We start from the raw sequence: 19,822 nt of genomic DNA, 5'->3' as shown, positions 1-19,822 counted from the left end.
AGTCGGTGACGACGTGGCAGTCGTCGCAGCTGTTGGAGCTGGGGATGTGGTTGCCGGGCTTGCCGGTGGCGGTGCTGCCGTTGTGGCAGCTGGCGCAGGCGCCGCTGACCGAGGCGTGGTCGAAGCGGACATCGGTCCAGTCGGTGACGACGTGGCAGTCGTCGCAGCTGTTGGAGCTGGGGATGTGGTTGCCGGGCTTGCCGGTGGCGGTGCTGCCGTTGTGGCAGCTGGCGCAGGCGCCGCTGACCGAGGCGTGGTCGAAGCGGACATCGGTCCAGTCGGTGACGACGTGGCAGTCGTCGCAGCTATCCGTAGTCGGAAGATGGTTTTCGGACTTTCCGGTCGCCGTTACGCCGTTGTGGCAGCTGACGCAGGTGCCGCTCACGGCCGCGTGGTCGACGCGGACATCGGTCCAGTCGCTGGTGACGTGACACGCATCGCAGGTGTCGGTGCTCGCGATATGGTCCGCCGGTTTGCCGGACGCCGTCCCGCCGTCGTGGCATTCGACGCAAGCGCCTTCCACGAAGGCGTGGTCGAACGCGAAAGGTTTCCAGTTCTGGGCCGTGTGGCACTGGCCGCAATTGTCCGAGGAGGGGGGGTGGGTTTCCGGCTTGCCCGCCGCGATGCCATAATCGTGGCAGCCAACGCAGGTTTCCGGTGTACCAGTCAGGGCGCCGTCCAGATGACAGCTTTCGCATGTCACCTCCCCATGAACGCCCTCCAATGGAAACCCGGTCGCGCCGTGATCGAAATCCGAGAATTCTCCGGCGATGCCCCCCGATTCCTGCGCGCGCAGGCCGGGTCCCAGCACGAGGAGGCACAGCAGGATCAGGAAGCGGAGGCCCCATGCCAAGGCGGCCGTCACCTGGGAGCCGAGGGGCTTTCCCTGAACGCCCACTGAGCTTGCGCCATCCGGGTAACACATAAGGCAACCCCAGTACCGCTTGGAGGACCAGATTGCCTTCGGACGCGCTAGCTTCGAGACATGCGGCACAGCCTGCAGCCGGTAAACCAGTGGGCAACGCGGTCGTCGAATTGCTCAACGATAGCGCCAGCCCGGTTTTCGAGCAAGCTTGGCGTCCCCCGGTTTCGGTGTTGAGCAGCATTCTGCCATGGTGATCGGGCGGGGGGATGACATCGGTTAGAGGCGGAGCAGCCGAGCTGTAAACCTTAGAGAACGGTCCACTCGAAGAATTGCCGCGACGCATGGTCAGTACGGTTCGATTCTGCACCTCGATCTTTCGGCGGGTGTCGATCAGGTGGGGCTCGACCGCTTCTCGCTCAGATTGATCGTGGCACCGATCGTCTCGTGTCCGGGCTTCATGCCAGTTCTATCCGCGCGAAGGCCTCGTCCAGCAGCAGCGCATCGGCGATGGCGCTGCCTTCGTCGAGACGGGCGGGCCTCAGGCCCATCAGCCGGCGCGGGATGTCGCAGACCATCGGCAGCGCCTCGGCGAGCGGCAGGCCAACCTCGGTCACGAGGTTGGCCAGGCTTTGGCGCAGGTCGATATGCGCCCCGGCGAGGGCGCCTTCGGCGTTGACGAGCATGCCGTCGTGCACGGCGATTCTCTGGCCGTAGATCTCGAAATGATCCGGACCGCCCACCGTCGCCATCGCGTCCGAGACGGCGAAGGTCAGCCCGGGCCTCGGGCGGGCCCGCAGCGCGATGCGCAGCATGTCCCAGCTGACATGAATGCCGTCGACGATGATCCCGGCATGGGCTCCCGAGTTCAGGGCAGCCCCCAGCACTCCCGGTGCGCGCGAGGTCATCGGTGGCATCGCGTTGAAGAGATGCGTGAAACACGACAGACCCCGCGCCAGCGCGTCGCGGGTCTCTTGGGCGGTCGCCATGGTGTGACCGGCCGAGACCACCGCGCCGCAATCGACGAGCCGGGCGAAGAGGTCGGGCGGCGCAAGCTCCGGGGCGAGGGTGATCATCACCGGCATTCCGGCCGCGCGAAGCCGTTCGACCAAGGCCACGCTGCGCGCGTCGAGCGGGCGGATGTAGTCCTCCTTGTGGGTGCCGCGTCGCGCCGGAGCGATATGCGGCCCTTCGATATGCAGCCCGACGATGCCGTCCTCGCCGAACACGGCCAGCGCGGCTTCCCCGGCCGCCTCCATGACTTCCGCCGTGTCGGTGATGACGGTGGGCAGGATGGCGCCGGTGCCGCAGCGCTGTTGCGCCGCCGCGATGGTCCGGAGCGCGTCGGGGGTCGGGGTGCCGTTGACCATGACGCCGCCGCTGCCATTGACCTGCAGATCGCATAGCAGGGGCGAGGCCAACGCCACCTCGATATCCGCCGTGTCATCGCCCAAGGGACGGATGGCGTCGATCCGGCCCGCCCGGACGTCTAGCGCCATGTCGTGGAGCAGGCGTCCGTCCTGCCACAGAGCTTTCACGGAGATCAGCATCGTGGCGTCCAGTCGAAGCCGGGCACGGGGCGCTTCTGCCCATGCGCCTTGATGATCGCCCCGGCACGGGGCCGTGACGCGGTTGGCTGGGCGGGGCCCCGCCCGGTCCGGTCGGCACGGATGGTGCTCTTGTTCCGTCGGCTCATCTTCTCGCCAGCAATGCGGCTCCGCGGGTTCCCGAGCTGTCGCCGTGTCGGGCCCGCAGGAGCCTTGTAGGTTTCATGTTGTCAAGCGCGTGGCTCCGCAGGCTCCGCTCCAGTCGCGGCACCACGTCGGGCAGGTTGGACAGGCCGCCGCCCAGGATGATGCAGTCCGGCGCGAGCATGAGCTGGATCGTCAGCAGGCATTCCCCGGCGATGTCGGCCCAGACGTCGAGGACCCCGCTTTCGCCTTGGCGGACCAGCTCCTCGCCGCTCATGCGGGTGCCTAGCATGTCCTCGGCGATATTGGCGAGCCCGGTGCCGGAGACGGCGGTTTCCAGGCAGCCCATCCGGCCGCAGCCGCAGCGCCTGAGCGCCAGGCCGTGGCGCGCGGCCGCGCTGGCCGGAAGACCGATATGGCCCAGCTCGACCGCGAGGCCGCCATGACGACGGCTCGGCGCGCCATCGACACAGATGCCGCCGCCCACGCCGGTGCCGAGGATCAGCCCCATCACGGTGCCGTGCCCTTCGCCGGCGCCGCCGCGCGCCTCCGACAGGGCGAAGGCCATGCAGTCGTTGACCACCGGAAACGTCCGGCCGAGGCGTTCCTGCAGGTCGTCGCGCACCGAATGGCCGGTGGCGGGGATGTTGGCGGCGAAGATGCGGCCGCTCTCCGGGTCGATGATCCCCGGCACGGCGATGCCGATCGGCAGGTCGGCGCGCTCGGCCTTCTCGGCAAGCCAGCGGATCTGCTCCTCCAGCGCTTCGAGCATGGCGGCATAGCTCTGGCGCGGCGTCGGGATGCGGCGCAGCTCGGTGGTGCTGGCCTCGGGCCCCTCGAACAGGCGGGCCTCGATCTTGGTCCCACCGAGATCGATCCCGCCGCAGAGCAACGCGGTCATATCGACCGTCCATCGCGCGGGCTCGGTGAGACGCGGTCTGCCCCGAACGAGATGCCCGACAAGTCATTGCCGACAGAGGAACGTTCCGGCCGGTTCGGGAGCGACGCGGCAACCGGCCCCTTGGCCCAAGCGGCGATCTCATTCGACGGCAACATCCCGAGTGGCCTTTTCACACGCCTTGGCAAGCGGGCGAAGCGTGATTCCGCACCCGTCAGCTCAAGGCCGAAACGGCTATCGACTCGTCTCATTCGCGCATCCGTCTTGGTTCGGGCGATGACCCGGCGTTCCAATCTCTCGAAACACTGCGATGTCATATTAAACACGGGCGGACAAATCACCTTGCATCGTATGTGGCTTCGTAACAGCCTGCCATGGGACAACATCTCGGTCGGTTTCGGATGCATCCTCAACCCCTATCGGACAATGGTATAGCAGGCTCCAGCAGGGAGCGGCGCGTGGCGACAGATGGGCTCGCCTTGCCTGAAGCTGACCGATTGGCCGGAGCGTTTGCAAAGGCTTCGCTGATCCCGGGCTTCGGCGACGGCCGCGGCGCGGTGGCCCATGATCGCGGCTTCCCAGAGATTTCGATCTTCCGCTCCAACGCCCTCATCCTCCGTGGCCCTAGGGTGGGCGGACTATCCGTCGCTCGAGCCGGCCGGGGGCAAAGCGGCCCGGGTTTGGCAAAACCTGCTCCGCGCCGCCATCCCGGCGCGCGCGCATTCCCGGCACCGGTCTAGGGCCATGCGGGTCGTCATCCTTCCGACCCCCGCTGATGCGGCGCGCCACGTGACCGAGTTGATCGCGGGTCAGTTGCGGGAGAACCCGCGCAGCGTTCTCGGCCTTGCCACGGGCGGCACGATGGAGCCGGTCTACGAGGGCCTCATCGCTCGTCATCGTGCCGGCCTGAGCTTTGCCGAGGTCACCATCTTCAACCTCGACGAATATGTCGGGCTGGGCCCGGAGCATCCGCAAAGCTACAGCCACTACATGCGCGAGCGCTTGTTCGCCCATGTCGATATCGCCGAAGCCTCCTGTTTCGTGCCTTCCGGTCGCGGCGTCCCCGCCGCGGCGGCGCGCGCCTACGAGGCCGAGATCGCGAGGCGCGGTCCGGTCGATCTGCAGCTCCTGGGGCTGGGCGAGAACGGTCATATCGGCTTCAACGAGCCGGGCAGTTCGCTCGGCTCGCGAACCCGCGAGAAGCTGCTGAGCCACGACACGGTCGAGGCGAACCGGCGGTTCTTCGGCCCGGGCGAGGCCGTGCCGGAAACCGCCGTGACCATGGGCATCGCCACGATCTGCGAGGCCCGAAGCATCGTCGTGCTCGCCACCGGTGCCCGCAAGGCCTCGGCGGTCCGCGCGATGGTCGAGGGCCCCGTCACGGCCATGTGTCCGGCCTCGATCCTGCAGATGCATCCGCGCGTCCGGGTCGTCATCGACGCCGAAGCGGCCGCCGACCTCGCGCTCAGGGACCACTACCTTCGCGCCGAGCAGATCCAGTCGGCCCGCGACGCGAAGGCCTGATCATGCGGGATCGGCCGGGGTCGGAGGCAACGTGCGGCGCATGGCCCGCATGGCGCCGCAATCAAAGGCTGGAGCGGATCAGTCGATGGCGGTCTTGTCGCGGCGGGCGCCCAGTATCGCGGTGAGCTTGGCCATCATGTGGTCGCGCAGCAGCGGCCCCAGCGTCGCCGCGTCGCGCGCGGCGAGGGCCTCGGCGATCCGCTCGTGCTCGGCCATGGCCTTTTCCCAGCGGCTTCGCGTCAGGTTGGCCTGGTAGCGGGCGCGGTGGATCTGCCCGGCCACGGTGGCATGGGTGCGGGCCAGCACCTCGTTGCGGCTCGCCGCGAGGATCGCCGCGTGGATCTGCTGGTTGATCTCGAAATAGCCGGGCCGGTCACCGGCCTCCACCGCGGCGCGCAGCCGGGCGGTGAGCCGCCCGATCTCGGCGATCTCGGCGTCGGTGGCGCGCTCGGCGGCCTGCGTCCCGGCGATCCCCTCGAGCGCGGCAAGGACGGGAAAGGCATCGGCGAGCTCCGCGTCGGAGCGCCGCGCCACGGTGGCGCCGCGGTTCGGGATCAGATCGATCAGCCCCTCGGCGGCGAGGATCTTCATCGCCTCGCGCAGCGGCGTGCGCGACACGCCGAAGCGCTCGGTCAGCTCGATCTCGCGGATCTTCTCGCCGCCCTTCAGCTCGCCTTCGAGGATCAGGCTGCGCAGCGCGTCGGCCACCTGCACTGCAAGCGCGGGCCGGGCCAGAAGCCCCGCCTGTTCCGGAACCGGCCGGTCCACATTCATGCCGTTCTCCTCATTCACCCGCCGACATCCGGTCGAAGACCTCCGCGATGTGCAGCGCCCGCCGCCTGGTCCCGTCGGCGATCTGATGCCTGCAGGAGGTGCCGTTTGCAATGATCAGCGCCTCCGGCGCGGCGCGGCGCACGGCCGGCAGCAGATCGGCCTCGCCCATGGCGAAAGACACGTCGATGGTGTCGGCGCCATAGCCGAAGGCCCCGGCCATGCCGCAGCAGGACGATTGTATCACATCGGCCTCGAGACCGGGAATCGCGGCCAGCGCGCGGGTCATGTCGTCCATCGTGCCTGCGGCCTTCTGGTGGCAGTGACCATGCACATGCGCCGTCGCTTGGGTCGCCGCGAAGGGCAGGCGCATCCGGCCGGCCCCGGTCTCGCGTGCCACGAACTCCTCGAAGAGCAGCGCACTGCCGGCGAGCTTCTCGGCCTCGGCACCCGGCAGCAGCGCCTTGAATTCGTCGCGCAGCGTCAACAGGCAGGAGGGTTCGAGCCCGATCACCGGGCGGCCCGCCTCGACATGCGGCAACAGCGCCTCGAGCGTGCGCCGCGCCTCCTCGCGGGCGCGGTCGAGCATCCCGGCGGCGAGGTAGGTGCGCCCGCAGCAAAGCGGCCGTTCCCCCTCGGGCACCGCCGAATGCACCTTGTAACCGGCGCGGCCCAGCACCCTTAGCGCGGCGCGCGGAATCTCGGGCTCCATCCACCGGTTGAAGGTATCGGCGAAGAGCACGACCTCTCCGGCATCGCCCTTCTGCGCGGCGTCGATCTCGGCCTCGCGGAAGGCGTCGCGGCGAAAGCGGGGAAGGGAGCGCCGGGCCGAGATGCCGGTGACCCGCTCGACGAGCCGCGCCACGGCCGGGACCTTGTCTCGCAGCGCGAAGAGCGGGCCTGCCAGCGCGGCGAGATGGGCATAGCGCGGCATCTCGGCGATCAGCCGGTCCTTGAGCGAGAAGCCCAAGCGCTGGCCGCGCTGATACAGCACCTCGGTCTTCATCTTCGCCATGTCGACGCCGGTGGGACATTCGCGCTGGCAGGCCTTGCAGCCGACGCAGAGCTTCAGGGTCTCGGCCATCTCGTCGCGAAAAAGCGCGTCGCGGCCGAGCTTGCCCGACAGCGCGAGGCGCAAGGTGTTGGCGCGGCCGCGGGTCACGTCCCGTTCGTTGCGCGTCACCCGGTAGCTCGGGCACATGACGCCGCCCGAGAGCTTGCGGCAGGCGCCGTTGTTGTTGCACATCTCGATCGCGCCCTGCAGCCCGCCCGAGGCGCCGGACCAGGCCGACCAGTCGAAACCGGTGTCGAGATCGTCGAAGCGGTAGCCTTCGGGGTAGCGCAGCAGCGAGCGGTCATCCATGCGCGGCGGCTCGACGATCTTGTTCGGGTTCAGGCGGCGCTCCGGGTCGAAGGCGTCCTTCACCTCCTCGAAGGCGCGCACCATTCGACGGCCGAACATCTTCTCGTGGAATTCCGAGCGGACGATGCCGTCGCCATGTTCGCCCGAATGCGAGCCCTTGTAATCGCGCACCATGTCGAAGGCTTCCTCGGCGATGGCGCGCATCGCCTTCACGTCCTTCTCGAGGCGCAGGTTCAGGACCGGGCGGACATGGAGGCAGCCCTCCGAGGCATGGGCATACCATGTGCCTTCGGTCCCGTGCTTGCGAAACACCTCGCTCAGCCGGTCGGTGTAATCGGCGAGATGTTCGAGCGGGACCGCCGCGTCCTCGACGAAGGAGACGGGCTTTCCGGCCTCCTTCATCGACATCATGATGTTGAGGCCGGATTTCCGGAGCTCGCCGATATCGGCCATCAGCTTCGCGTCCCAGACCTCGACCACGCCGCCTTCATGTTCGCCGCCGCGGCCAAAGCCGTAGCCCAGATCCGACATGGTATCGTGCAGTTCGCGGATCTTCTCGACGTTGGTGTCGGGATCGTCGAACTCGACGAACAGGAGTGCCGCCGGATCGCCCTTCACGAAGGCGTCGAGCGTCGGCACGAAGACCGCGATGTCGCGCGCGAGCGACAGCATCGTGCGGTCGACCAGCTCGACCTGCGCGGGATCGAGCTTCACCAGATGCTGCGCCGCCTCCATCGCCGCGCGGAAGGTCGGGAAGTGGCAGACGCCCTGCACCTTCTGCTGGGCGGGCAGGGGCGACAGCCTGATCTCGATCGCGGTGGAAACCGCGAGCGTGCCCTCTGAGCCGACCAGCAGATGCGCGAGATTGACCGGATGGCCGTTCGGGATCAGCGCGTCGATGTTGTAGCCGCCGACCCGGCGCTGCACCTGCGGAAACCGTCTGGTGATCTCGATCGCCTCGCGCTCGCCCAGACCCAGGAGCCGCTGCATCAGTTCCTCCGGCACGCGGTTGCCGGAACCGGGGCCAAAATCGAACTCGGTACCGTCCGCCAGAAGGCCCTGGATCGAGATCACGTTGTCCCGCGTGGTGCCGTAGCGCAGCGACCGGGCCCCGCAGGAGTTGTTGCCGACCATGCCGCCGATGGTGGCACGCGATGCGGTCGAGACGTCGACGGGAAACCACAGCCCGTGCGGCTTGAGTTGGCGGTTCAGTTCGTCGAGGACGATGCCCGGCTGGACCCGCGCCCGCCGCCCCGCCACGTCGAGATCGAGGATCCGGTTGAGATGCCGAGAGCAGTCGAGGATCAGCCCGGTATTGATGGTCTGGCCGCATTGCGAGGTGCCGCCACCGCGCATGGTGACCGGGATCTCGGCCTCGCGGGCGGCCTCCAGCGCGCGCGCCACGTCGGCCGCGCCCTTGGGCACCGCCACCCCCGCCGGGATGATCTGGTAATGCGATGCATCGGTCGCGTAGCGGCCGCGGGAGAAGGCGTCGAACAGCACCTCGCCCTCGAACTCCTCCGTCAGCCGGCGTCTCAAGCCCTCGCGCAGCATCCTGTCGATCCCCCGGCCATTCCAATCATATTCGTTCTTGACTCGAATTATGAATTCAGAATTCAATTCAAGTCAACCGAGAGGCCCGGTCCCGAAATCCGGGGCCGCCAAGCGCACCGGGCCACCTATCAAGGGAGCGTCACCCATGCCTGCCGGCCGCCATTTCCTTCAGATCCCGGGGCCGTCCAACGTGCCCGACCGCATCCTGCGGGCCATGGATTACCCGACCATGGATCATCGCGGCCCGGCCTTCGCCGATGTCGGCCGGGCCGCGCTCGAAGGGGCGAAATGGGTGTTCAAGACCGACAGCCGGGTGATCATCTACCCCTCCTCGGGCACCGGCGCCTGGGAGGCGGCGCTGGTCAACACGCTGTCGCCGGGCGACACCGTGCTGATGTACGAGACCGGTCATTTCGCGACGCTGTGGAAGGCGCTGGCGGAGCGGCTCGGGCTGAAGCCGGTGTTCATCGAGGGCGACTGGCGCCGCGGTGCTGATCCGGAGGCGATCGAGGCGCGGCTGCGCGAGGACAAGGGCCATGAGATCAAGGCGGTCTGCGTGGTCCACAACGAGACCTCGACCGGCTCGGTCTCGCCGATCGCCGCGATCCGCCGCGCCATCGACGCGGCCGGTCACCCGGCGCTGTTCATGGTCGACACCATCTCGGGCCTCGCCTCGATCGACTACCGCCACGACGAATGGGGCGTCGACGTCACCGTGTCCGGCTCGCAGAAGGGGCTGATGCTGCCGCCGGGCCTGTCCTTCAACGCGATCAGCGAGAAGGCGATCGGGGCCTCGAAGCGGTCGGGCCTGCCCAAATCCTACTGGGCCTGGGACGACATGATGGGACCGAACGACAAGGGATACTTCCCCTACACCCCGGCAACCAACCTGCTCTACGGCCTCAACGAGGCGATCGCGATGCTCAAGGAGGAGGGATTGGCGAACGTCTTCGCGCGCCATGCCCGCCATGGCGAGGCGACGCGGGCGGCGGTGCAGGCATGGGGGCTCGAGGTGCTCTGCGCGCGGTCCGAGGATTATTCGGGCGTGCTGACCGCGGTGGTGATGCCCGAGGGCCATTCCGCCGACGGCTTCCGCGCCACGGCGCTCGAGAATTACGACATCTCCTTCGGCAACGGTCTGAGCAAGGTGGCCGACCGGGTGTTCCGCATCGGGCATCTGGGCGATTTCAACGACCTCATGCTCTGCGGCACCTTGTCGGGGGTCGAGATGGCGCTGAGCGATGCGGGCGTGCCGCATCGCAAGGGTGGCGTGCAAGCGGCGATGGAGGTGCTCGGCGGCGGCCAGTCCGCGATGCGGGCCGCCGCCGAGTAGCGCCGCGCGCCCGCCGCTTGGAGGAGATGGCGGGTTTCGGGCAAGGCGAAGGGCAGGGCGGACAGAGCCGGAACGGCCGGGCGCCCAGCCATGATCGAGGAATGTCCATCAGGGAGGAGGACAGAATGACCATCAGGATTCTCGCGACCGCCGCGGTGTCGGCGCTGATCGCCGGCCAGGCGATGGCCGCCGACATGACTTTGCGTTTCGGCCATGTCGGCAACCCGGGCTCGCTTTTCGAGGCGACCGCCGAGCATTTCGCCGAATGCGCCAATGCCGCGCTGGGCGAGACCGCCGAGGTGCAGACCTTCGGCTCGTCGCAGCTCGGCAACGATCAGGAGATGCTGCAGAAGCTCAAGCTCGGGCAGGTGCAGTTCGCGCTGCCCTCCTCGGTGATGTCCTCGGTCGACGACCGCTTCGGGGTGTTCGAGATGCCCTACATCATCAAGGATCGCGACCACATGCGCCGGGTCCAGGCCGAGATGATGGACACCTTCGAGCAGGCCGCCAACGACAAGGGCTACACTATCGTCGGCCTCGCCGAGAACGGCTTTCGCCACATCACCAACAACCTGCGCCCGATCAACGTGCCGGCCGATCTCGACGGGGTGAAGCTGCGGACCCCGAATGGCAGCTGGCGGGTGAAGATGTTCCAGCAATATGGCGCCAACCCGACGCCGATGTCCTTCTCGGACGTGTTCACCGCGCTGCAGACCGGCGTGATCGACGGCCAGGAAAACCCCTACGCGCAGATCGCCTCGGCCAAGTTCCAGGAGGTGCAGGACTATCTCTCGATCACCGGCCACGTCTACACGCCGGCCTACATCCTCGCCTCCAAGAAGCATTTCGACGGTCTGCCCGAGGAGATGCAGGCGACGCTCAAGGACTGCGCCAGCCAGACCCAGGACTTCACCTACGAGCACGCGGCCCAGCTCGAGGTCGACCTGCTCGAGGAGATCAAGGCCGCCGGGGTCGAGGTGAACGAGGCCGACAAGGATGCCTTCATCGAAGCCTCGCGCCCAGTCTACGACGCCTTCGCCGCGGAGGTCGAAGGCGGTGGCGAGCTGATCGATCAGGTGCTCGCGCTCGGCGGCTCGAGCTGAGGAACGGAAGCGGGGCGCCCCCATCAGGGGCGCCCCGCTTGCCCATTGCCTTCCGCGCACTCCGCGCGAGGCGGGGCGCGACCTGCCCATCCAGCGAGCGCGCGATGACACAGCAAGCGACGATCGGCGCCGGGCATTCGCCCCGCCGCACCCCCTCACAGGCCGCGAGGACCCCAAGGGCCATGCATAATCTCAACCGAATATCGACCGTGATGGCGCTGCTGCTCGAATGGGTCATGGTGGCGCTGATGGTGACGCTGACCGTGGTGGTCATCGTCGCCGTGATCGCCCGCCTGCTCGGCGAAAGCTTCTCGTGGTACGACGAGGTCGCCGCGATCATGCTGGCCTGGATCACCTATTACGGATCGGCGCTGGCGGCGCTGAAGCGGCGGCATATCGGCTTCGACACGGTGCTGCTGGCGCTGCCGCCGCGGGCGCGGCTGGCGGCGCTTCTGTTCGGCGAGGCGGTCGTGCTGACCTTCTTCGCGCTGATGGCCTGGGCCGGCTTTCAGGTGCTGGCGATCCTCGAAGGTTCCTACCTCGTCTCGCTGACCTGGGTACCGGTGCAGTTCACCCAGTCGGTGATCCCGATCGGCGCGCTGCTGTTCATCCTCGGCCAGCTGCTGAGCCTGCCGGATTACTGGTCCAAGACCGCGCGCGGCATCTCGCTCGAACATGCCGAGATCGAGGAGGAGGTCGATACCGAGATGAGCCGCAGCGCCGGCCACGTGATCGGGGAGGTCCGCTGATGCTGATGCTGTCGATCTTCGTGGCGCTGGTGGCGCTGATCTGCATCAACGTGCCGATCGCCGTGGCGCTGGCCATGGCGGGGGTGATCGGCCTCTTGGCCACCGAGGGCGTCAACTCGCTCGCGGCGATCGCGCTCGACATGTATGGCGGCGCGACCAAGTTCTCGCTCATCGCGATCCCGATGTTCGTGCTCGCGGGCGCGATCATGAACGCGGGCGGCATCACCGACCGGCTGATCAACTTCGTCTCGGCGCTGATCGGCTTCGTCCGGGGCGGCCTCGCCATGGTCAATATCGGCGTGTCGCTGTTCTTCGCCGAGATCTCCGGCTCGGCCGTGGCCGACGTTGCGGCGATGGGCTCGATCCTGATCCCGCAGATGAAGAAGCGCGGCTATTCCGGCGCGCTCTCGGCGGCGGTGACCTCGTCCTCGGCCTCATTGGCAATCATCATCCCGCCCTCGATCCCGATGATCCTCTACGCGGCTTCGGCCAACACTTCGGTCGAGCAGCTCTTCGTCGCGGGCCTCGTGCCAGGCGTGCTCGGCGCGGCCGGGTTGATGGGCGTCGCCTACTGGTTCGCGCGGCGCTACAACCTGCCCACCGAAGAGGCGTTCAACATCCCCCGCGTCAGGGCCACTTTCATCGACGCGCTGCCGGCCTTCGCGCTGCCGGTGGTGATCCTGGGCGGCATCTTCGGCGGCTACGTCACCGCCACCGAGGCGGCGGGGCTCGCGGTGATCGCGGCGCTGGTGGTCTCGGCCTGGTATCGCAAGGTCGATCTCAAACATCTGCGGCAGGCGATGCTCGACGGCGGCATGCAGACGGCGGTGGTGATGCTGCTGGTCGCGGCCTCGGTGCTGATGGGCGGCTTCCTCACCCGGGCACAGATCCCGCAGCAGCTGGCCGAAGGCATCCTGGCGATCACCAGCGCGCAATGGGCGATCCTGCTGATCCTCAACGTCTTCTTCCTGGTGATCGGCTTCTTCCTGCATTCGGCGGCGGCGATCATCCTGGTGGTGCCGATCGTCATTCCGCTGATCCAGCAGGCCGGCATCGACCCGGTGCATTTCGGCCTCGTCGTGACGCTCAACCTCGCCATCGGCCAGCAGACGCCGCCCGTCGCCTCGGTTCTGATCACCAGCTGCGCCGTGGCGCGCGCCAACATCTGGGAGGTCTCGAAGGTCAATGTCTACTTCGTGGCAGTGCTGCTCGCGGTGCTGATGCTGTGCACCTATGTTCCTTCGGTGCCGCTGTTTCTCGTGGAGTATTTCTACAGATGACAGATGAGCTGATCACGGAGCGTCGCGGCGCGACGCTTCACATCATCTTCAACCGCCCCGCCGCGCGCAACGCGCTCACCTTCGGCATGTACGAGGCGCTGGCCGAGGCCTGCGCCAATGTGCCCACCGACGGCTCGGTCCGCGCGGTGGTGATCTCGGGCGCGGGGGGGCGCGCCTTCGCGGCGGGGACCGACATGACCCAGTTCCGGGGCTTCGAGACGGCGGCGGACGCGCATCGCTACGAGGCGCGGATCGCCGAGGTGCTGGGCGCGGTCGAGACCTGCCCGCTGCCGACGCTCGCGGCGCTGAACGGCGCCTGCACCGGGGGCGGGGCGGCGATCGCGGCGGCCTGCGACCTGCGGATCGCGGCGGCCAACCTGCGCTTCGGCTTTCCGATCGCGCGGACGCTGGGCAACTGCCTCTCGGCCGCCAACCTCGCGCGGCTTTCGGAGCTCGTCGGCGCAGGGCGGCTGCGCGAGATCATCTTCACCGCCCGGCTGATCGAGGCCGAGGAGGCCCGCGCCATCGGCCTCGTTTCCGAGCTGCTGCCCGACGAGGCGGCGCTGATGGCGCGCGCGGGCGAGATCGCCGACACGCTGGCGGGCATGGCGCCGCTGACCCTGCGCGCCACCAAGGAGGCGATGCGCCGCAACCGCGAGGCGCGCGCGGTGGAGGACGCCGACCTGATCGAGATATGCTACATGAGCGAGGATTTCCGCCACGGGATGGAAGCCTTCCTCGCCAAGCGCAAGCCGGAATGGAGGGGCAGATGAGCGGCAAGGGACCCTTGGCGGGCATGAAGGTGGTGGAGCTTGCGCATATCATGGCCGGGCCGGCCTGCGGGCTGATGCTGGCCGATATGGGCGCCGACGTGATCAAGGTCGAGAAGCCCACGGGCGATGACAGCCGCCGCTTCGTGCCGCCCGAGATCGCGGGCGAGAGCGCGGCCTATCTGATGATGAACCGCAACAAGCGCGGCATCGCGCTCGACCTCAAGCAGCCCGAGGCGGTTCAGGCGCTGCGCGACCTGCTGGCCGAAGCAGACGTGGTGATCGAAAACTACCGCCTCGGCACGATGGAGAAGCTGGGCCTCGGCTACGAGAGCCTGCGCGAGATCAACCCGCGCCTCGTCTATTGCGAGATTTCCGGCTTTGGCCGCACCGGGCCCTATGCCGGCCGCGGCGGCTTCGACCTGATCGCGCAGGGCATGTCGGGGCTGATGTCGATCACCGGCGAGGGCCCGGGCCGTCCGCCGGTCAAGCCCGGCGCCCCGATCACCGACATCACCGCCGGCATCCTCGCCGCGATGGGCTGCTGCGCCGCCTATGCGCAGGCGCGCGCGACCGGGCAGGGGCAGAAGGTCGACACCTCGCTGTTCGAGGCCGGGATCACGCTCACCTACTGGCAGAGCGCCATCGCCTTCGCCACCGGCGAAACGCCGGGGCCGGTGGGCTCCGCGCATCCGCTGAACGCGCCCTACCAGGCCTTCGAGACCCGCGATGGCTGGATCAATGTCGGCGCCGCCAACCAGCAGAACTGGCTGCGCCTGCTGCAGGTGATCGACGCGCCCGAGCTGGGCGAGGACCCGCGCTTTGCCACGAACCGCGACCGAATGCAGAACCTCTCGGCACTGGTCGATCTGCTCAACGATCACCTGAGACAGCGCGACACGGCCGACTGGCTTGAGCGGATGGAGGCGCAGGGCCTGCCCGCCGGGCCGGTTCTGAGCATTCCCGAGATGCAGGCCGACCCACAGGCGCTGGCGCGCGGGATGATCGTCGAGACCGAGCACCCGATCGCGGGCCGGGTGAAGGGGATCGGCCACCCGGTGAAGTTCTCGGCCGCCGAGGCCGAGACCGCGACGCCCGCGCCGCTCCTGGGTCAGCACGGCCGCGAGGTGCTCGGGGAGTTGGGCTATGCGTCTGAGAAGATCGAGGCGCTGATCGCGGCGGGGGCGCTGATCTGCCCGGCGGATGCCGTTATGGCATAGGAACAGGGTTGGTGGCGGGGCCTCGCCGGGACTTGCGGTCGGCCGGACCCCGCGTGAGCGTGCAGCCCGACCGCGCCTGCGTCCTCCTGCGGCCCTCCCGAACTCCTGCGCCCAATACGGTTTCGACTGATCGATGGGCTGGCCGAGGCGCGTCGCCCTAACGCTCAGGCGCCAGGCGAGGTTCTCCGGGCTTCGCCACGAGAAGGGGCTTGTTTCTCGACCGCCTCCCCGAAGGTGGCCTCGACCTCGCGGATGGCGGCTTCCATGCCGAGCCGCACCACCTCGGCGATGGGCAGCTCCTTGCCGTTTGCCTCGCAGATCCGCCGCGCCGCGATGAATCGCTCGACGAGGGCCGCCTCGACGCGGACGCTGACCTGACGGGTTTCCGGCTCGTCCGGGCTCGATGGATGATCTTCCGTCTCGCCTGCCACTCGATCCTCCACGCATCTAATCCCGCGAGGATCATTAGATCGCGTTTCGCGCGTCGGAGCCAGAGGGCTGCGCAACCAATGCGGGCGGTTCCGGGCAAATGCCGCCCCAAGGGCCTCAGGGCCGGAAAACGGGAGGGGGGCGCAGCCAGTCCTTTGCACTTTGCAGCCAGCCCTCTACATTTTGTGGTGCAGATGAGTGATACCAAGGCTCGGAGCGCAATGTTCGCTTCGAGCCCTTAGTATCCGTTACCTTAATACTGTGCTATTGGTCAGCATGATCCGAAATCTTCAGAGACTCATTGAGCGCCAGATACAGAAGGCGAAGCTGCAAGGTCAGCTTGAAGGTCTTGAAGGCGAAGGCAAACCACTGCCTGATCGCTCAGCGGATGCTTTTGTGGATGCGGGAGAAGCTGTGGGGTTCCGCATCATGGCTCAAGCCGGTGTCGTGCCGGAAGAAATCGAACTCAAGAAGAAGATGGCTGCGCATCAGAGCCACCTCGCCACGCTTGCGAACGGGCCTGAACGGAAGGAAGCGATGGCTGAACTCGCTCGCCTTGAACTGCGATACAATATCGCTCGTGAAGCTCGCCAGAAGTTCATGCGCAGATAAATTCTACTCCCCATCTTTTTTGGAAAGCACCGCGAGCACTTCTCCTGATCGCGCACCCTCAGCGAACGTCAGCTTCGTCCGCATAGCTGACATCAGTCAGAGGCTCCCGAGGACTTTTTTTGGGGAGGCTTTGATTGCCATGCCTTCGCACTCACAGGGGCCTTCGTCGGAGGCTGCGCCACGAAGTGCAAAGGGCTGGGGTTCGCAGTGGATCGGCCTCAGCCCCCTGCGTTTTGGGGCGATGGCTCGGGGGTGACGCGCAAAGCGGTCGCGCCGCCGGGCGCCATGGCGCCCGGCGGCCTCGGCGTCAGAGCCGGATCACGAAGCGGGCGAAGCCGTCGGGGCCGTCGCCTGCGGGCGCGATCTGCACGCCCTTCACGTCGTTGAGGTATTCCGCCGCGCGCGGGCCGGTGTCGAACAGCACCGTGGTGCCGTCCATCGGCGTGAATTGCCAGTTGGCATCGGCCGAGGGGCTGATCGTGCCCTGCTCGACGATGTAGCGCACGATCACGTCGCGGTTGGTGTCGGGGGCCTCGAACACGATCGTGGAGCCGTCGGCGCCGGGGAAGGAGCCGCCCCCCGTCGCGCGGTAATTGTTCGTCGCGATGATGAACTCCTGCTCGGGGTCGATCGGCTGGCCCTCGAATTGCAGGTTCTTGATACGGTTCGCCTCGGGCGCCACGGCGTTGCCGTCGCGGTCGAACTTCGCCGGTTCCGACAGGTCGATCTCGTAGGTCACCCCGTCGATCACGTCGAAATTGTAGGAGGGGAACTCGTCATTGAGCAGGACCTGATCCTCGCGGCCCGGCTCGATCTGGTTGAACATCCCCGCCGAACGCTCGAGCCAGTCCTTGACCTCGGCCCCGGTCACCCGCACCGCGCGCACCGTGTTGGGATAGAGGTAGAGATCGGCCACGTTCTTGATCGCGACGTCGCCGGTGGGCACGTCGGTGAAATAGTCCGGGCCGCCGCGCCCGCCCGCCTTGAAGGGCGCCGCCGCCGAGAGGATCGGCAGCCCCTCGTGCTCGGTGCCAGCGAGCATCTGCTCGATATACCAGGTCTGGGCGTTGGAAACGATCTGCACGCTTGGATCGTCGGCTACCAGCGCGAAGTAGCTGTGCAGCGGCGCGTCGGTCTTGCCCACGGCGCGGCGCACGTAGTCGAGCGTCTCCTGATGCTCCTCGGCGACCGACTCCAGCACCGGCTCGTGGCTCTCGACCAGCGGCGTGATCGAGCGATCCTCTCCACGCTCGTAGATCGGCCGCGCCTCGACCTCCGATCCGGCGACGCGCCAGCCTTCGCCGTCGCGCTCCAGCATCAGGTCGACGAGACCCATGTGGGAGCCCCAGAAACCCGCCATCACGCCCGGCTTGCCGTTGATCGTGCCGGCGGCCACGTCGACGCCCTCGTGATCCTCGTAATCGGGGCCGGGGAAGACGAGGTGGCTGTGGCCGGTGAGGACCACGTCGATCCCCTCGACGCCCGCCAACGGGATCGCGGCGTTCTCCATGCCCTCGGTATGCTCGACCGGGCCGATGCCGCTATGGCTCAGCGCCACGATGATCTGCGCGCCTTCCTCCTTCATCTTCGGGACATAGGCCTCGGCGGCGCGCACGATATCGCGCGGCTCGACCTTGCCCTCGAGATGCTTGCGGTCCCAGTTCATGATCTGCGGCGGCACGAAGCCGATCACGCCGATCTTGATGGCATGGGTCTCTCCGGCGCCGTCGGTGATTTCGCGGTCGAGGATCACGTAGGGCGGCACGAGGGTCTCGTCGCCGGTGATCTCCTCGCCCATGCTGGTCACGACGTTGGCCGAGACGATCGGGAAGGCGGCGCCCGAGACCGAGTTCATCAGGAACTCCAGCCCGTAGTTGAACTCGTGATTGCCCAGCGTCGAGGCGTCGAAGCCCAGCGTGTTCATCGCCTCGATCACCGGGTGCATGGCGCCTTCGGGCATGCCGCGCTCATAGGCGATGTAGTCGCCCATCGGGTTGCCCTGCAGGAAATCTCCATTGTCGAACAGCACCGAATTGGTGGCCTCGGACCGGATGTCCTCGATCAGGCTGGCGGTACGTGCGAGGCCGACGGTGTCGATCTCCTTGTCGGCGTAATAATCGTAGGGGTAGACGTGGACGTGCAGGTCCGTCGTCTCCATGATGCGCAGATGCGCCTGATTGCCCTGCGCGCGCACCGAGAAAGGGTGCAGCGCCAGCATGGCCGAGCTTCCGGCAAGAAAGCCGCGGCGGTTCAGGATCAGTGCCATTGATCGTCTCCCTGGTATCGGGGGTCGTTTCGCCCCCGTAATTGGTGGCCGCAGGGTAGCGGCTTCGCGTCACAGGGGAATGACCTTTCGCGGGCTGCCGTGGCGGAAGCCTGCGCGCCGGCCCGGTTGGCAGCGCCGGACAGGGCCGGGGTCGGGCGCGCGCAATTGCGGCGTCCTGCGTGCGCGGGCGGGGCGTCCGCGTCCGGCAGGGTGGCGGCAATGAAGGGGAGCCGAACGGGATGACCGGTCGGCATCCTCGGTGCGACCGGGACATCGCGCGCCGGGCGCGCGGTCGGGCCGGTTCAGCGGTCGGCAGGAAAGGCGAGCCGGGCCACCAGCCCTTCGCGCTGCCAGTCGAGCTCGAGCGTGCCGCCGACGCCGGCCACCAGCGAGCGGATGATGCCGGAGCCGCTGCGCCGCTCGGGCGCCACCACCTCGGGGCCGCCGCGCTCCGTCCAGCACAGCCTCAGCCCGTCATCGGCCGAGACCTCGAGCGCGACCCGGCCCTCATGGGCGCCCAGCGCGCCGTGCTTCACCGAATTAGTTGCCAATTAGTGGACCGTGAGGGTCAGCGCCGAAATGAGATCGGCGGGCACCTGCGGATCGTCGCCCTCGAAGGCGAATTGCGCGTCGCCGCGCGGCGCGTAGGCGTCGAGGATCGGCCGCAGCAGTTCGCGCAGCCGCGCCGCGCTCTCGGAGCTGTCGCCGATGGTGCGGAAATGCGCCTCGCTCAGGGTCTTGAGCCGCCCGTCGACGATCCGGGCCAGCGTCTGGACATCCTCGGCCTCGCGCGCCGACATGCGGATCATCACCGACATGACGTTGACGATGTTGCGCAGCCGGTGGCCAAGCTCGCGATCGGCCAGCTCGCGCGCCTGACGCTCGCCCTCGCGGCGCGACGAGGCGTCGAGTTGCGAGCCGAAGAACAGCACCGGCGTGCCGTCCTCGCCCATGATCGGTCCGATCTGCAGGGCGTTGACGAAGCTGGTGCCATCCTTGCGGTAGTTCAGGATCTCGACCGTGTCGACCTCGCCGCTGACGATGATCTGGCGGATCCGTTCGATGCTAACCTTGGTCGTGTCGCGGCCCTGCAGGAACCGGCAGTTGCGGCCGACCACTTCCTCGATCGGGTAACCGGTCAGCGCGCAGAACGCCGCGTTGGCGAAGACGATCGGGTTGTCGGGCAGGGTCGGATCGGTGATGCACAGGGGCAGCCGGGCATGCCGGATGGTCTCGAGCAGCCGCTCCTCGTTCAGCCGGTCGGTCTCCGGCCTCGTCGTCGTGTCCGCTTCGATATTCACCGCCCGTCCATCTCCCGGTCGTTGCGCCCATTGCCCGAGCGAGGCCGGACGGGCCCGGCACTCGAGTACAGTCGGATCATATAGGCGGGCGCCGGG

Annotated in this window: 16 protein-coding genes and 1 pseudogene; 8 read left to right on the top strand and 9 right to left on the bottom strand. The window is 67.7% G+C overall.

Going from position 1 to position 19,822, the window contains the following annotated elements; translation table 11 throughout:
* From LOS8367_RS19100 to LOS8367_RS15140, 3 genes and pseudogenes are all read right to left on the bottom strand, one after another.
* Window positions 1–853 (bottom strand): annotated as a pseudogene (locus tag LOS8367_RS19100) (hypothetical protein); the annotation flags it as partial.
* Window positions 854–1,320: 467 nt separating this feature from the next.
* A complete protein-coding gene (locus LOS8367_RS15145) occupies window positions 1,321–2,412 on the bottom strand; it encodes an N-acetylglucosamine-6-phosphate deacetylase (protein WP_085897376.1) in 1,092 nt (363 codons plus the stop codon).
* A gap of 142 nt (window positions 2,413–2,554) precedes the next feature.
* Window positions 2,555–3,454 carry an ROK family protein gene (locus LOS8367_RS15140; RefSeq protein ID WP_085897375.1) on the bottom strand — a complete coding sequence of 300 codons (900 nt, stop codon included), beginning with the start codon at window positions 3,452–3,454 and terminating at the stop codon, window positions 2,555–2,557.
* 741 nt (window positions 3,455–4,195) lie between these two features.
* Here LOS8367_RS15140 and nagB point away from each other — a divergent pair.
* On the top strand, window positions 4,196–4,975 hold the full coding sequence (nagB, locus tag LOS8367_RS15135; RefSeq protein WP_085897374.1) for a glucosamine-6-phosphate deaminase: 780 nt from the start codon (window positions 4,196–4,198) through the stop codon (window positions 4,973–4,975).
* Window positions 4,976–5,053: 78 nt separating this feature from the next.
* Here nagB and LOS8367_RS15130 read toward each other — a convergent pair whose 3' ends face one another.
* Both LOS8367_RS15130 and LOS8367_RS15125 read right to left on the bottom strand, forming a co-directional pair.
* The gene (locus LOS8367_RS15130; RefSeq protein ID WP_085897373.1) at window positions 5,054–5,749 is read right to left on the bottom strand and encodes a GntR family transcriptional regulator; all 696 of its coding nucleotides are present in this window, start codon (window positions 5,747–5,749) and stop codon (window positions 5,054–5,056) included.
* Between the two features lie 10 nt (window positions 5,750–5,759).
* The gene (locus LOS8367_RS15125) at window positions 5,760–8,663 is read right to left on the bottom strand and encodes an FAD-binding and (Fe-S)-binding domain-containing protein (protein WP_085897372.1); all 2,904 of its coding nucleotides are present in this window, start codon (window positions 8,661–8,663) and stop codon (window positions 5,760–5,762) included.
* 145 nt (window positions 8,664–8,808) lie between these two features.
* On the opposite strand from LOS8367_RS15125, the gene LOS8367_RS15120 reads away from it, so the two are divergent.
* The 6 genes from LOS8367_RS15120 to LOS8367_RS15095 all read left to right on the top strand — a co-directional run bounded on the left by LOS8367_RS15120 (window position 8,809) and on the right by LOS8367_RS15095 (window position 15,118).
* The gene (locus tag LOS8367_RS15120) at window positions 8,809–9,996 is read left to right on the top strand and encodes a pyridoxal-phosphate-dependent aminotransferase family protein (RefSeq protein ID WP_085897371.1); all 1,188 of its coding nucleotides are present in this window, start codon (window positions 8,809–8,811) and stop codon (window positions 9,994–9,996) included.
* A 125-nt stretch (window positions 9,997–10,121) separates the two neighbouring features.
* Window positions 10,122–11,099 (top strand): TRAP transporter substrate-binding protein, encoded by a 978-nt coding sequence (locus LOS8367_RS15115; protein WP_085897370.1) that lies wholly within the window; start codon window positions 10,122–10,124, stop codon window positions 11,097–11,099.
* A 182-nt stretch (window positions 11,100–11,281) separates the two neighbouring features.
* Window positions 11,282–11,848, top strand: coding sequence for a TRAP transporter small permease (locus tag LOS8367_RS15110; RefSeq protein WP_085897369.1), 567 nt, complete (start codon window positions 11,282–11,284; stop codon window positions 11,846–11,848).
* On the top strand, window positions 11,848–13,128 hold the full coding sequence (locus LOS8367_RS15105; protein ID WP_085897368.1) for a TRAP transporter large permease: 1,281 nt from the start codon (window positions 11,848–11,850) through the stop codon (window positions 13,126–13,128). Before LOS8367_RS15110 ends, LOS8367_RS15105 begins: the two co-directional genes overlap by 1 nt.
* On the top strand, window positions 13,125–13,901 hold the full coding sequence (locus tag LOS8367_RS15100; RefSeq protein ID WP_085897367.1) for an enoyl-CoA hydratase: 777 nt from the start codon (window positions 13,125–13,127) through the stop codon (window positions 13,899–13,901). Before LOS8367_RS15105 ends, LOS8367_RS15100 begins: the two co-directional genes overlap by 4 nt.
* Entirely contained in the window at window positions 13,898–15,118 is a 1,221-nt protein-coding gene (locus tag LOS8367_RS15095) for a CaiB/BaiF CoA transferase family protein (RefSeq protein WP_106535123.1), read from the top strand. The genes LOS8367_RS15100 and LOS8367_RS15095 overlap by 4 nt, the downstream gene beginning before the upstream one ends.
* 164 nt (window positions 15,119–15,282) lie before the next feature.
* Here LOS8367_RS15095 and LOS8367_RS15090 read toward each other — a convergent pair whose 3' ends face one another.
* Window positions 15,283–15,549: a hypothetical protein gene (locus LOS8367_RS15090; RefSeq protein ID WP_085897365.1), complete on the bottom strand. Its 267-nt coding sequence runs from the start codon at window positions 15,547–15,549 to the stop codon at window positions 15,283–15,285.
* A gap of 274 nt (window positions 15,550–15,823) precedes the next feature.
* On the opposite strand from LOS8367_RS15090, the gene LOS8367_RS15085 reads away from it, so the two are divergent.
* The gene (locus LOS8367_RS15085; RefSeq protein ID WP_085897364.1) at window positions 15,824–16,159 is read left to right on the top strand and encodes a DnaJ family domain-containing protein; all 336 of its coding nucleotides are present in this window, start codon (window positions 15,824–15,826) and stop codon (window positions 16,157–16,159) included.
* A 307-nt stretch (window positions 16,160–16,466) separates the two neighbouring features.
* Here the strand turns inward: LOS8367_RS15085 and LOS8367_RS15080 are convergent, their stop codons facing one another.
* The 3 genes from LOS8367_RS15080 to LOS8367_RS15070 form a co-directional block, all read right to left on the bottom strand.
* Window positions 16,467–18,425, bottom strand: coding sequence for a bifunctional 2',3'-cyclic-nucleotide 2'-phosphodiesterase/3'-nucleotidase (locus tag LOS8367_RS15080; RefSeq protein ID WP_085897363.1), 1,959 nt, complete (start codon window positions 18,423–18,425; stop codon window positions 16,467–16,469).
* Window positions 18,426–18,727: 302 nt separating this feature from the next.
* Window positions 18,728–18,976, bottom strand: a complete 249-nt coding sequence (locus tag LOS8367_RS15075; RefSeq protein WP_133056344.1) for a sensor histidine kinase — start codon at window positions 18,974–18,976, stop codon at window positions 18,728–18,730.
* Window positions 18,977–19,726, bottom strand: a complete 750-nt coding sequence (locus tag LOS8367_RS15070; protein WP_085897361.1) for a PAS domain-containing protein — start codon at window positions 19,724–19,726, stop codon at window positions 18,977–18,979.
* Window positions 19,727–19,822: the final 96 nt, after the last annotated feature.

Source organism: Limimaricola soesokkakensis (genome assembly GCF_900172345.1).
Lineage (GTDB): Bacteria > Pseudomonadota > Alphaproteobacteria > Rhodobacterales > Rhodobacteraceae > Limimaricola > Limimaricola soesokkakensis.
This window is presented reverse-complemented; position numbering and strand designations above follow the sequence as displayed.

Bases quoted from the DNA above. Each gene is read 5' to 3' on its own strand.
- LOS8367_RS15145 (WP_085897376.1), bottom strand. From the start codon at position 2,412: ATGCTGATCTCCGTGAAAGCTCTGTGGCAGGACGGACGCCTGCTCCAC.
- LOS8367_RS15140 (WP_085897375.1), bottom strand. From the start codon at position 3,454: ATGACCGCGTTGCTCTGCGGCGGGATCGATCTCGGTGGGACCAAGATC.
- nagB (WP_085897374.1), top strand. From the start codon at position 4,196: ATGCGGGTCGTCATCCTTCCGACCCCCGCTGATGCGGCGCGCCACGTG.
- LOS8367_RS15130 (WP_085897373.1), bottom strand. From the start codon at position 5,749: ATGAATGTGGACCGGCCGGTTCCGGAACAGGCGGGGCTTCTGGCCCGG.
- LOS8367_RS15125 (WP_085897372.1), bottom strand. From the start codon at position 8,663: ATGCTGCGCGAGGGCTTGAGACGCCGGCTGACGGAGGAGTTCGAGGGC.
- LOS8367_RS15120 (WP_085897371.1), top strand. From the start codon at position 8,809: ATGCCTGCCGGCCGCCATTTCCTTCAGATCCCGGGGCCGTCCAACGTG.
- LOS8367_RS15115 (WP_085897370.1), top strand. From the start codon at position 10,122: ATGACCATCAGGATTCTCGCGACCGCCGCGGTGTCGGCGCTGATCGCC.
- LOS8367_RS15110 (WP_085897369.1), top strand. From the start codon at position 11,282: ATGCATAATCTCAACCGAATATCGACCGTGATGGCGCTGCTGCTCGAA.
- LOS8367_RS15105 (WP_085897368.1), top strand. From the start codon at position 11,848: ATGCTGATGCTGTCGATCTTCGTGGCGCTGGTGGCGCTGATCTGCATC.
- LOS8367_RS15100 (WP_085897367.1), top strand. From the start codon at position 13,125: ATGACAGATGAGCTGATCACGGAGCGTCGCGGCGCGACGCTTCACATC.
- LOS8367_RS15095 (WP_106535123.1), top strand. From the start codon at position 13,898: ATGAGCGGCAAGGGACCCTTGGCGGGCATGAAGGTGGTGGAGCTTGCG.
- LOS8367_RS15085 (WP_085897364.1), top strand. From the start codon at position 15,824: ATGATCCGAAATCTTCAGAGACTCATTGAGCGCCAGATACAGAAGGCG.
- LOS8367_RS15080 (WP_085897363.1), bottom strand. From the start codon at position 18,425: ATGGCACTGATCCTGAACCGCCGCGGCTTTCTTGCCGGAAGCTCGGCC.